We start from the raw sequence: 12,743 nt of genomic DNA, 5'->3' as shown, positions 1-12,743 counted from the left end.
ATGGCGTATATTCACTACAAAAATAAACTGGAAAATCTTGATGTCATTGAAGCTCTGCTATCATCAGGCAAATCAAAAGGAGGGGTTATCCTTCTCACTGAACTGTTCTCAACAGGCTACCTTTTTAATCGGCCAGAAGAAATTCATGGGCTGGCAGAAGATTTATCCAACAGTGAAACACTATCAACGCTTTCCAGATTATCTGCTCAGTATGACACCACTATAGTAGCCGGCATGGCTGAAAAAGACAGAGGTCAGTTCTTCAATAGCGCTGTCGTTGTGGATCGCAACGGTTTAAAAGCCTGTTACCGGAAAATCAGCCAAACCAATATTGACCGTCAGTACTTCTCACGGGGAAATAAACCCGTCGTCTTTGAACATATGGGTATACGGTTTGGTATAGCGATCTGCTTTGATCTCTGGTTCCCTGAAATCATGCGGGAGTACGTAAAGCTGGGTGTCGACGTTATTCTGCATCCAGCCAACTTTGGAGGGCAACAGAGTCTTCATATGGCAAGAGCCAGAGCGATTGAGAATGACGTTTATATTGCGACGTGCAATCGGCTGGGATCCGAGAGTACCGAGACAATTTCTGGCCATTACTGTGGTCACAGCCAAGTCTGTACACCAACAGGAGATTACCTGCTCAAACTGGAACATCAAGAGGAAACAGCAACGACAACCCTGAATATCGATTCAAAGAACCCCAAAAAAGTCATTGGGGTCAATCTCATTGATGAAATGAATGCCATCACTGAAATACTCAAAACCAATAATAAGGAAAGCTAGCCACTGAATGAACTAACCTCCCATCTGAGACAGGTTTTGAGTACCTCCGGTCCAGCCCTGTTCAAGGAAATGACTGTCTTCTTTAAGCCTGAGAGAGTCACGAATTCGAGCCACCAGCGCTTCCTGCTGTTCATCACTCTGCAGAAGATCTCGTAGATCAATGCCAGACTCAGCAAACAGGCATAGCTGGAGCTGCCCCAGACTGGTAACCCTCAGTCGATTACAGTCGTTACAGAAATCCTTACTGTAAGGCATGATCAACCCAACAGTGCCTTCGTAATCACTGTGGCAATACTCCTGGGCAGGTCCAGCATCGGCCAGGCGCATTTTTCTTACCCAACCGCGTTCCAGCAGCAGTTCCTGTATCTTTTTACCTGGGAAGTGGTGCTTCTGAAAAAAGTCCTGATTGTTCCCGGTTTGCATCAACTCGATAAAACGAATAGAGACGGGGTAGTCTCGGATCCAGTCAAGAAAGGCGTCCAGCTCATCATCATTAATGCCTTTCATAGCCACCGCATTCACTTTGATGGATGGCAGACCATGATCAAAAGCGTTTTGAATGCCTGACAGAATTTCCCGAAGCCGGTTATGACCGGTAATCAGCTCAAAGGCTCTCGGGTCGAGACTGTCCACACTGACATTGATGGCATCAATACCCGCATCCAGCCAATCCGTAACCCGCTGATCCATTTTGTAACCATTGGTGGTCATGGCCAGCTTTTTTATGCCGGGGATTTGCTTGATGGTTCTGACAATGTCGGAAAAATCCTGACGCAAGGTAGGCTCCCCACCGGTCAGGCGAATTTTTTCCACACCGACGGAGGCGAAAGCAGTTACCAGACGACGTACTTCGTCAATGGTTAATGCTTCACTGTGGTGATGGTCAAGGCAGCCGTCAGGCAAACAGTAGTTGCAACGAAAGTTGCACAGGTCTGTGACTGACAGCCGCAAGTAAGGGAATTTCCGTCCCTGAAGATCCTGCAATGGTTGCATAGAACACCTTTCCAATCGCGGGAGGCAGCAGAATTTCTTCTACAGCCCTGGCAGCCAGTTATGCATTCTCTGACTGCGGCTTCCAGTCCGTAGGGATACAACCCTTTAGGAACCGAAGCTCGGCGCTCGCTTGTTGATTCAGTTAATCACAACGTTAAACAGCCACACATGACTGTTAAAAATATAGAACTTACGCATTGACAGCTCTGATAAAAGATGGTCTCAGCCAGTCTTTACCATCAGAGAAGCTCTTAATGAAGTCCCAAATAGCATCCTTGAGCGCATCATTCTTAACGCGATAGATGCTACTGAGAGATTCAGATACTTTCTTGGCCTGAAGGCAGGCATACCCAAAGATAGAGGCAAAAATATGGTTCCTGACCTGCTGCTTTCCTCTCACCTGAAAGCGCTCAATACTGCAGAGTTGTTTCAGCGCCCGGTGATACTCTTCGATCGCCCAATGGTGCAGGTGAAGTTCATTAAAGCCTACCTGTGGTGATACCTCTGATCCAGCATGGGGTGTGTAGACGACGTAATGGCGCAGCTCGTTTTTTAGCCGCGTCCGGTACAAACGCACAGAACCAAAATTACGTAGCCAAACGGTTATTCCCTCTTCAGGAATCTCCAGGCTCTGCACTTGTTGGTAGTCACCCTTTTGGATAGAAACAGTACGGTTGCTTTTAACGGCAAACATAAAACCCAGACCGTTGTTTTTCACAGTCTTCAGGTTTGCGGCACTGCTATACCAGGAATCCCCCGTAACAAATGCAGGTCGTAAGCCCCATACAAGTACTTCTTTCAGCATCTCGAGAAAATAATCATTTTTGGACTTTCCGTCCGCAGAGTCATAGATACGGAAATTGACAGGAAGGCTATAGCCTTTGATATCGGTGTAATAGAGCGTTATGAGATTAATGCCCTTGACGGCTTTATGATGCTTGCCCGAGTAATGATAGCCGATGAATGCCGTGTAGTTACTGTACGGCTTATCCAGCACCGTATCATCAACCGATAGCGTGCCCCCATCAAGAATCAGCCTTGCGGCTACTTCCATGAAAAGGTCATTGGGAGCAAAGTCTTCACGTTGTAGAAAACGGTTAACGCTGTGGTGTGACATATCTCCGATCTCACTAAGGCGAGTACAGGTTGCTGATTTCGGCTCACACAATAGAAACCCTGTATATTTCGGCAAATCACACCCAGCTGTTGTAGGTCTTGTTATCTTTCTACGCACGACGACATCCGCTATTTTTTGCTGATCTAGCAATTTTTACAGCTGCCTGTCAATGCGAAAGTCCTAAAATAGTAGAAATCATACTGCTTAAGGGACTGTTGAGATCGTTTTACAACAGTCAAGTGAATCCTACCTGCTTATTTCTCGAAAAACCATGACATCAGGCACTATTGTTTTATTGGATTAATAAGTAAATCTGCTATTCTTCTGACCCTTTTGATCCATGAAAGCCATAAGCGACGAATACAGTACACCTTGCATGCAGTCTGGATCTTTTTTGTACGGATAGCAAAAGTGATCCAGATTAATTAACTACACGATGAGTGTGTGCCACACTCTGAGCAATATGCTATCCATGGTTCCTGTTAACATCTAGGGGGTGTTGCCAACTGAACATACAACCAGCCACCCATTATTTGCGCCAGACAAGGCGCGAGCTGCGTAGTGTGGTTGTTCCACATGAGCAGTGAGCAACGCTGTATGGTGCAAATAATGGGTGGCCCTTCGGGTTAGTCATACAAGCACTCATGCCGTGTTGAACGCCTTGAACAGGGAACCACCATGTCCTGCGCCGTTCGCCTTTATGCCCTTTGGGTATTGCCTGAGTGATTGTATGACCAACTGGTTGAATGGCCAGTTGGTCCCCCCCTAGTTGCAGGCTACAAAAGACACCTTCTATGACTGCCTCAATGATTATTGCCAATATTCCCGTTCTGGGCATAGCAGCCTTCAGCGGCACCGGTAAAACAACGCTTATTGAAAAACTACTGCCACTTCTTGGTAGCAAGGGCCTTAGAACAGGCATGGTCAAAGCCTCTCATCATACGATAGAGCCAGACCCTCCCGGAAAAGACAGCTATCGTTTACGACATGCCGGTGCCAGCCAGCTGGTGTTGAGCATGCCAGGTCGTTCTATTTGCTATACCGAATACCCAGATGGATACGAACGACAGCTGCAGGAGCAACTGCAGCTGCTCAACCAGAATCAGCTGGATTTAATCCTAGTGGAAGGTTTTCGAGAGGCACCCATACCTAAAATCGAGCTTCATCGCAGTGATTATGAAAAGCCCTTCCTGTTTACTGATGACCCCCATATCATTGCCATAGCCTGGGATGGCAATCCCGGCATCAATCTTCCTGATCATCTGGCAGAACTGGATATCAACCGCCCCGAACACATTGCCGGTTTTATTGAGAACTTCTGCCATAGACATGAACGAGGCCAAGCATGAGTGACTGCTGTGCAACTGATGGATTAATGAGGCTGGAAGCAGCACTGGAAACCCTGATCGACGGTGTAAAACCAGTATCTGGATTAGAGACCGTTTCTCTGGAAGACAGCCTTGGCAGAGTATTAGCAGAGCACATCGTATCGCCTATCAATGTGCCTTCTCATGACAATTCTGCCATGGATGGTTACGCCCTGATCCTGAAGGATTTGCAGAGCCATGACACCTTACCCCTGGCAGGACAGTCCCTGGCAGGGCACCCTTTTTCCGGAGAGATTCCCGCCGGACACTGCATTCGTATCATGACGGGCGCCAGCATTCCCAAAGCTGCCGATGTGGTTATTATGCAGGAGCAGACTGAGACCACAGATCAGGGTATTCATTTTCTCCAGAAACCAGAGAAGATCGGCAACAATATCCGAAAAGCAGGGGAAGATATTCCGGAAGGCTCTCAGGTATTCACACCGGGTCGGAAAGTCCGCCCTCAGGATATCGGACTGCTGGCCTCGCTGGGCATTGCCAATGTCACTGTCTATCGAAAAGTCAAAGTAGCCGTATTTTCTACCGGCGATGAACTGAAACTTCCAGGTGAGCCACTGGGACAGGGCGACATTTACGACAGTAATCGCTTTGTTATCAAAGCCATGCTTAAAAAACTGGACGTCGAAATCATCGACCTTGGCAAGATTCCTGACGATAAAGAGGCATTAAGAAAGGCGTTCCTGAAAGCCGATCAGGAGGCTGATGCAGTGATCAGTTCCGGTGGTGTCTCTGTTGGTGATGCAGATTACACTAAAGACATTCTTGATGAACTGGGAGAAACCGGCTTCTGGAAACTGGCCATCAAGCCGGGCAAGCCTTTTGCTTTTGGACAACTTCCAAACAGTGTTTTCTTTGGTCTGCCCGGTAATCCAGTATCGGCTACCGTCACCTTCCAGCAGCTGGCGGCTCCAGCATTGCGCCATATGATGAACCAGCAGCCGGTAGAAAAAGTTGAACTCACACTGCACACGCAAACCCAGCTCAAGAAGCGTCCAGGGCGCAGGGATTTTCAGAGAGGAAGACTGGTTTACAGTGAATCCGGTGAACTTCAGGTCATGTCCACGGGTCATCAGGGTTCTGGTGTTCTCAGTACAATGAGTCATTCTGACTGCTATATCGTGCTGGCCGAAGAGGATGGTGATAAACAAGACGGTGATCTGGTGAAAGTGCAGCTCTTTGATGAGCTTTTACAGTAAATATTTCCCCAACAATCGGCAAGCCTCCTTATTGATATAAGGAGGCTTGCCTGCTTTTGGCTGATTGAATCGATTTACTCAAGAGAACTTAGTGCTCATTTGCAAGCCTGAGAATTTGTGATGGGTCGTACCCCCTGACCACTTCGCCACCAATAAACACTAGCGGAACGCCCTTCCCTTTCAGTCTTTTAAATTGTTGTAACTATTCAGCACCCTTCATATAAATCTGGAATTTTCTGATTTTTCGACCATCATCTTATACTCAATTTTTCTAACAAATCTCCAGTATGGAACCAGACTTCCCAGCTACTCCGTTTACCGAAGCTCTCCTTAAAGAGAATGAAGAGCTTCGGACCGAGAATGCGCTTTTACGGGAACGTTGCAGCGAACTGGAAGAAAGGGTTAATAAAAACAGTCAAAACAGTAGTAAGCCACCATCGTCAGATGGTTATCAAAAGCCCAGTAAAAAAGGGAGTGATAAAGGTGATACATCTTCCAAAGAAGCCCCCTGCTCCTCACAGGAAACACCGAACCCCAAAAGCCTTAGACCATCTTCAGGCAATAAACCAGGTGGCCAGAAAGGTCATCAAGGCTCTTGTTTGAGACGTGTCGCCTTACCCGATTATGTCAGGCATCTGAAGGTTGAAAAATGTTGCTGTTGCCAGTCTTCGCTTATCGATATTAAACCCACCAAATACATTGAGCGACAGGTTTTTGATCCAGGTAGACCCGGAGAATTTGAAGTTACCGCGTACTGGGCAGACGTTAAAGTATGTCCTTGTGGTAAACGGAACACCGCTGAGTTTCCCCAAGGAGTGAAAGCCGCTGCTCAATACGGAGAAGTGACTCAGGCAATGGCTGTTCATTTAAACCAGTATCACTTCATCCCATATCACCGGGTGTCTGAGTATTTCAATACTATTTATTGCATGAGTGTCAGCGCAGGCTCTGTTGCCAATTTTGTTGCCTATACCCATGAGAACCTGGCCTCTACTGAGCAGAGTATCCGCGATGCTTTACAAGAAAGTCCGGTTGCAGGAGCGGATGAAACTGGCATGCGGGTTGACGGTTCACTGTGGTGGTTACACATTATGCGAGATGACCAATGGACGCTTTACTACCTCTCAGAAAGGCGAGGTTGTGAAGCAATGGATGCAATGGGCATCCTGCTGACTTTTGCAGGCATTCTGGTTCACGATCATTGGAAGTCCTACTTTGCCTATGCGGCAGTGCATGTGCTTTGTAATGCCCATCATCTGAGAGAGCTTCAGGGAGTTGTCGATAGGGATGCGAATAAGCTGGCTCTGCGGCTGATGAAATTGCTTACGCTCTCCTGGCACTTCTGCAAGAAATACAAAGCAGCCGGTCTGACTCAAATGCCTGGTGCAATACAGCTTCGCATTGAGACGATATACGACCAAATCCTTCAAAGGGCTCTCACGAAGGAAACCGCTTATATGGAAAAACAACGACAGGTGCTTGGACGTAAGAAGGTCAGGAATACCAAGGCCTACAACCTGTTCAAAAGGCTTATTGAGTTTAAGGTTGAAACGTTGCGCTTCATGTCGGACTTTTCAATTCCCTTCGATAACAATGGCAGTGAACGTGATGCCAGGATGGCCAAACTTAAGCAGAAGATCTCAGGCTGCTTCAGAAGCGAAGACGGAGGTACCATGTTTACCCGAATCCGAAGCTATTTATCATCTGCTAAAAAGCAGGGGTTGAACATATTTCAGGCGCTTCTTAAAGCGGTTCGAAATTACAACAATACGCCTTTGCTGGGTGCTGAATAGTTACAAATTGTTTAAAGCCTTCAGCAGACTTCTCAATATCATACTCATAAAAAGGAATATTTTGATGCTCGAGTAACTTGCGGGTTTCCTTGCAATAGCCACACCACTCAGCAGAGTAAAGAATCACTTTGCCCCCATGCTGAACAGAAAAGTCAGGTGGTGGATTAATATAATTATTGATGTCATCCCATTTCTGGTAGACAAAAAGCACAAGGAGAAAAATGATTACGGTTTTCAATCCGAACATCCTTATTCAAGAAAAAATCCTTAACAATCAATCAGGTAAAAAGCTAAGAAAAAGCTAATACCACGACATCTCTTTCCTTAATATAGTCCAGTGGATATCAGCAAGCCTTTTCAGTATGACAACCCTGCCCCCGTGAAAGCCAAACCTGACGGCTAACTATGTGAACTCTTCATGAGACCCAGTATCAAACACATCATTACAGTCCCGAATTAAGGAGACGCCGCATATGTCAGTTTTGTGAAGAAATTGTCATAAAACTGTCACAAATACTCGATATTTTTACCATCAACTTTATAAGCACTAGGGTGCACTCTATATGTCTGAAATGACATCTGCTTCTTCACAGGGCGCTGATTTCAAAACCATGACCACGCGCCATTACGGTCGTATCTGGCTGCGTGTTGTTCTTTGGATCTACGCTCTGCTGGTAGCTGTTAGTGTCATCGGCTCCGGCTTTAAAATGGCGGTGGGTGGTAGTGAAGCGGCAGCACAGCTGTTCAGTTTTGCCAACAATGCCATCATGGGTCTGCTGGCGGGTACACTGGCGACAGCGCTCGTACAGTCTTCCAGTACAGTAACTTCTGTTATTGTGGGTCTGGTAGCTGGCGGCCTGCCGGTTCATCTTGCGATCCCGATGATCATGGGCGCCAACATCGGCACGACCATTACTAACACCATCGTCAGTCTTGGTCACATTCGCTGCCATAAAGAATTCAAACAGGCCTTTGCCGCATCTACAGTTCACGACTTCTTTAACTGGCTGGCGGTTCTGATCCTTCTGCCACTGGAACTGTTCACTGGCTTCCTGAGCAAGCTTTCAGCATCCGTAGCAAGTATGCTGGTTGGCGGTCAGAATATGTCAATGAAAGGCCTGAACTTTATTGACCCGTTAACATCACCGGCCGAAGACATTATCAAGGGCTTTGTATCTGTACTGCCTGACAGCACGCTGTCTGGTATTGCCATGATTGCTATCGGTATTGTCTTGATCTTTTTCTCAGTGGTTCGTCTTGGCAAGCTGCTCAAGAAGGTCATGGTGGGTAAAGCCAAGGATGCGCTGCACAAATCCATTGGCCGTGGTCCAATCAGCGGCATTCTGTCCGGCATGACCATGACGGTGATGGTTCAGTCTTCATCAACCACCACCAGCTTGATGGTACCGATGGTTGCAAATGGCCTGTTTACTGTACGACAAATGTATCCTTTTACTCTGGGTGCTAATATCGGTACAACCATCACGGCTCTGCTGGCTGCTACAGCCATTACCGGTCCTGCAGCACTGCCTGCACTGACCATCGCCATGGTGCATTTCTTCTTTAACTTCTGTGCCGTGGTACTGATTTACGGCATCAAGTGGCTAAGAGAAATCCCACTGTTTATGGCTGACAAACTGTCTGATCTGGCCGTTAAGAACAGAATGTACGCTTTTGCCTATCTGTTCATCGCCTTCTTCATCCTGCCAGGTATCATCATTTTCCTGACAGCTTGATTGGAGAGATAGCTCTCCTAGGACTTTCGCATTGACAGGCAGCTGTAAAAATTGCTAGATCAGCAAAAAATAGCGGATGTCGTCGTGCGTAGAAAGATAACAAGACCTACAACAGCTGGGTGTGATTTGCCGAAATATACAGGGTTTCTATTGTGTGAGCCGAAATCAGCAACCTGTACTCGCCTTAGTGAGATCGGAGATATGTCACACCACAGCGTTAACCGTTTTCTACAACGTGAAGACTTTGCTCCCAATGACCTTTTCATGGAAGTAGCCGCAAGGCTGATTCTTGATGGGGGCACGCTATCGGTTGATGATACGGTGCTGGATAAGCCGTACAGTAACTACACGGCATTCATCGGCTATCATTACTCGGGCAAGCATCATAAAGCCGTCAAGGGCATTAATCTCATAACGCTCTATTACACCGATATCAAAGGCTATAGCCTTCCTGTCAATTTCCGTATCTATGACTCTGCGGACGGAAAGTCCAAAAATGATTATTTTCTCGAGATGCTGAAAGAAGTACTTGTATGGGGCTTACGACCTGCATTTGTTACGGGGGATTCCTGGTATAGCAGTGCCGCAAACCTGAAGACTGTGAAAAACAACGGTCTGGGTTTTATGTTTGCCGTTAAAAGCAACCGTACTGTTTCTATCCAAAAGGGTGACTACCAACAAGTGCAGAGCCTGGAGATTCCTGAAGAGGGAATAACCGTTTGGCTACGTAATTTTGGTTCTGTGCGTTTGTACCGGACGCGGCTAAAAAACGAGCTGCGCCATTACGTCGTCTACACACCCCATGCTGGATCAGAGGTATCACCACAGGTAGGCTTTAATGAACTTCACCTGCACCATTGGGCGATCGAAGAGTATCACCGGGCGCTGAAACAACTCTGCAGTATTGAGCGCTTTCAGGTGAGAGGAAAGCAGCAGGTCAGGAACCATATTTTTGCCTCTATCTTTGGGTATGCCTGCCTTCAGGCCAAGAAAGTATCTGAATCTCTCAGTAGCATCTATCGCGTTAAGAATGATGCGCTCAAGGATGCTATTTGGGACTTCATTAAGAGCTTCTCTGATGGTAAAGACTGGCTGAGACCATCTTTTATCAGAGCTGTCAATGCGTAAGTTCTATCTCCATAAAAAAAAGACCTGCTATGCTTTTCGCACTGCAGGTCTTTTTTTTTTATGGGGCAAAGCGATGACCAAAAAATCAAGCCTACCATCTTCATTCAGATTTCAACCAGCACACACCAATAAGAAAAACCACGTTATAAATCTCAAACACTCCTGACATTGACCAATGATACAAGAGCAACATGTGATCAGCTGGCTCAATGTGTAATCCAGACCTCCCTGATGCTCTGGAACTTCAAGAGCATAACATCAACAAGAGCAGTAATAATGATGATGTACTTCACTGATATTCCATATAAAAAAACACTTCTGGCGGCACTTTCACTCTCTTTTACTGGTAGTGTCCTTGCACATGGCTGGGTGGCAACTCCAAAAGCACGGCAGGTCTATTGCTATGATGATGGTGGTTACTGGACAGACTCCATTCCTAATGAAGCCTGTCAAAGAGCATTTAACCTGTCAGGAGACTATCCATTCACGCAAAAAAATGAATTCTCCGCATTAGTGCCTAATTACAACAGCCTGAAAGCGGTTAAAGACGTCATCAAAGACGGAACGCTCTGTGCAGCTGGCGACAGGAAGAAAGCAGGCATGGATATTCCCGATATGCACTGGCAGAAGACACCAATAAAACCCGGTAAGCACACGCTGAAAATTCATGTTTCAGCCCCTCACCCAAACCACTTTTTTCAAATTTACCTCAGCAAACCCGAATTTAATTCTGCAATTCAGGAACTGACTTGGGATGACCTCGAACTGATCGCTGAACACGGAGAAAAACAGGTCATTAATGGATTTTATGAAATGGAGTACACCATTCCAGAAGGGCGGGCAGGCAGTGCAATACTATATACACGTTGGCAACGTAAGGATCCTGCAGGAGAAGGGTTCTACAACTGTTCTGATATTCGCATTTCAGACGATGGTGGCACAGACCCGGGCCCTGACCCCGATCCAGACCCTCTTCCTGAACTGGTGAAGCTTGGGCGCTACCTTACTTTTACAACCAATCCAGCAGAGCCCGGAGACAAAGCTAATTTCCGCTTAAGAAACGGCAATGGAATGGATGTAGTCAATGAATCTATTGAGATCACAACAAAAAACAGTGATTTCACTGCCTGGACAGCGGAGCTTGCCAGAAAAGTTAATGACCTTCATGGGAGTTCAGTACAGATTGGATTCTGGCATGAAGAGATGAATCACTACATGTACGATGAGGTAAATATATTTAAAAATGCGGTATTCGCTCACAGTGCGGATTACACTCACACCGTTTCTGTCATTGATCAAGATTCACCGCAACCTTCTGATCAATACGACCATATCTACCCTGAAGGTATTGGCAGCTACTCCGCAGGCACAAAAGTCCTTGCCAGCGATGACAATATTTACGAATGTAAGCCATGGCCCTATACCGGATGGTGCAATCAAGCGCCATTCTATTACGAACCGGCAACAGGGCTAGACTGGGCCGAAGCTTGGGAGAGAATCCCTTAAGCGGCTCTCTTTATCATTTCCCCCAACTCCAGAAAGGAATTCCTGCCCTTTCTGGGGTTTACACCTATCAAGCCATTCTGGAAATGAGTAATATTCCCTCCTTACTTTGAACACCTGATAAGCCACATAATTCTGACATCACCTTCCTGTAGACCTTTGACGACAATGAACCACTACACAACTAAAAGTATTGCTGCTGCCTTACTGTGTTCCGTGGCTCTCCATCTCGTTTTCGTACTTATACCAAAAGATCAGCAGCCTTCATTGATCAGCGAGCATAAAGGGACATCTGAGTTTAAATTAACCTTGGCAAGAAACACTAAACCTACAGCGCCTTCACCTGCCCCCCTCAAAAATACAGCGAAAAAAGAACAACTACCCAGTGAGACTGAAGAAAGCAATCTACCGGAGAAAAGTCAATTTACACAAAACACTAAACAGACCATAGCTACGAAATCTATGAGCAAAAATAACATCAGCCCTTCAGCAAAAAATGAGCGAGCTGCTTTAAAAACTGCCCAGCCAAAAGAGATAAATACAAGCAACGGCCGTGATAAAACTGAACCCAGAATAAATAGCAGTCAGGACCACTTGGCATTCAATAACAACGATGATGGCCTGGATTACTCCACAGAAATTCCTGCAGAAAGTAAACAGAGCAATGCCATAACAAGCTGGCAATCTGATCTTATTCAACGTATTAATCAACAGAAACGATACCCCCGTCAGGCACTTCGTCGAGGAATCGAAGGTGATGTTACGGTGAGAGCCATTATCCAACCTGATGGATCTCTGGTTTCAGCCGAAATGCTGTCCGGAGACCAAAGGTTTAAAGTCAGCAGCCTTCAAGCTGTCAGCCGGGCACTGCCTTTTGCTCCACCTGCGAGCGTATTACAACCCATCACGGTATCGTTCATTATTCACTACACCATTAACTGAGTCTGCGCCATACCAGAGGACGTTACTCATAGGCCATCGCCCCCGTTGATCATACAAGCTCTCAAGTAAGGAACGATAAAGGGCATGGTGGTAATACTCCTTTGAGACACAAGAGAGTATGGATAGAAAGATCTTCTTATCGGTCTAAGAGTTAAAAG

At 46.4% G+C, this 12,743-nt stretch carries 11 protein-coding genes and 1 riboswitch; of the genes, 8 read left to right on the top strand and 3 right to left on the bottom strand.

What is annotated here, in order from left to right; all coding sequences use genetic code 11:
* On the top strand, nucleotides 1-789 hold the full coding sequence (locus ACOCLE_RS25735) for a carbon-nitrogen hydrolase family protein (protein ID WP_419534838.1): 789 nt from the start codon (nucleotides 1-3) through the stop codon (nucleotides 787-789).
* A gap of 12 nt (nucleotides 790-801) precedes the next feature.
* Here ACOCLE_RS25735 and moaA read toward each other — a convergent pair whose 3' ends face one another.
* Nucleotides 802-1,782, bottom strand: a complete 981-nt coding sequence (gene moaA / locus ACOCLE_RS25730) for a GTP 3',8-cyclase MoaA (protein WP_419534837.1) — start codon at nucleotides 1,780-1,782, stop codon at nucleotides 802-804.
* Nucleotides 1,771-1,919: riboswitch (molybdenum cofactor riboswitch) on the bottom strand. Its footprint overlaps the gene before it by 12 nt.
* Nucleotides 1,920-1,972: 53 nt before the next feature.
* Nucleotides 1,973-3,016, bottom strand: coding sequence for a transposase (locus ACOCLE_RS25725; RefSeq protein WP_419533005.1), 1,044 nt, complete (start codon nucleotides 3,014-3,016; stop codon nucleotides 1,973-1,975).
* 677 nt (nucleotides 3,017-3,693) lie between these two features.
* Between ACOCLE_RS25725 and mobB the strand changes: the two genes are divergently transcribed.
* The 3 genes from mobB to tnpC all read left to right on the top strand — a co-directional run bounded on the left by mobB (nucleotide 3,694) and on the right by tnpC (nucleotide 7,276).
* The gene (gene mobB, locus ACOCLE_RS25720) at nucleotides 3,694-4,248 is read left to right on the top strand and encodes a molybdopterin-guanine dinucleotide biosynthesis protein B (RefSeq protein WP_419534836.1); all 555 of its coding nucleotides are present in this window, start codon (nucleotides 3,694-3,696) and stop codon (nucleotides 4,246-4,248) included.
* 26 nt (nucleotides 4,249-4,274) lie between these two features.
* Nucleotides 4,275-5,483, top strand: a complete 1,209-nt coding sequence (gene moeA, locus ACOCLE_RS25715) for a molybdopterin molybdotransferase MoeA (protein WP_419534835.1) — start codon at nucleotides 4,275-4,277, stop codon at nucleotides 5,481-5,483.
* A gap of 287 nt (nucleotides 5,484-5,770) precedes the next feature.
* Nucleotides 5,771-7,276, top strand: coding sequence for an IS66 family transposase (gene tnpC, locus ACOCLE_RS25710; RefSeq protein WP_419532963.1), 1,506 nt, complete (start codon nucleotides 5,771-5,773; stop codon nucleotides 7,274-7,276).
* On the opposite strand, the gene ACOCLE_RS25705 is transcribed toward tnpC, so the two are convergent.
* Nucleotides 7,227-7,514, bottom strand: coding sequence for a glutaredoxin family protein (locus ACOCLE_RS25705; protein WP_419534834.1), 288 nt, complete (start codon nucleotides 7,512-7,514; stop codon nucleotides 7,227-7,229). The genes tnpC and ACOCLE_RS25705 overlap by 50 nt on opposite strands.
* Before the next feature lie 325 nt (nucleotides 7,515-7,839).
* Between ACOCLE_RS25705 and ACOCLE_RS25700 the strand changes: the two genes are divergently transcribed.
* The 4 genes from ACOCLE_RS25700 (at nucleotide 7,840) to ACOCLE_RS25685 (ending at nucleotide 12,585) form a co-directional block, all read left to right on the top strand.
* Nucleotides 7,840-9,012, top strand: coding sequence for a Na/Pi symporter (locus ACOCLE_RS25700; protein WP_419534833.1), 1,173 nt, complete (start codon nucleotides 7,840-7,842; stop codon nucleotides 9,010-9,012).
* Nucleotides 9,013-9,096: 84 nt separating this feature from the next.
* On the top strand, nucleotides 9,097-10,140 hold the full coding sequence (locus ACOCLE_RS25695; protein ID WP_419533005.1) for a transposase: 1,044 nt from the start codon (nucleotides 9,097-9,099) through the stop codon (nucleotides 10,138-10,140).
* A 231-nt stretch (nucleotides 10,141-10,371) separates the two neighbouring features.
* Complete coding sequence (locus ACOCLE_RS25690) at nucleotides 10,372-11,646, top strand: lytic polysaccharide monooxygenase (protein WP_419534832.1); 1,275 nt, start codon at nucleotides 10,372-10,374, stop codon at nucleotides 11,644-11,646.
* A 165-nt stretch (nucleotides 11,647-11,811) separates the two neighbouring features.
* On the top strand, nucleotides 11,812-12,585 hold the full coding sequence (locus ACOCLE_RS25685; RefSeq protein ID WP_419534831.1) for an energy transducer TonB: 774 nt from the start codon (nucleotides 11,812-11,814) through the stop codon (nucleotides 12,583-12,585).
* The last annotated feature ends 158 nt before the right edge of the window (nucleotides 12,586-12,743 follow it).

The organism is Endozoicomonas sp. (genome assembly GCF_965196975.1).
Taxonomy (GTDB): domain Bacteria; phylum Pseudomonadota; class Gammaproteobacteria; order Pseudomonadales; family Endozoicomonadaceae; genus Endozoicomonas.
Note: the sequence above shows the minus strand (reverse complement) of the source record. Positions and strands in the feature narration are given on the sequence as shown.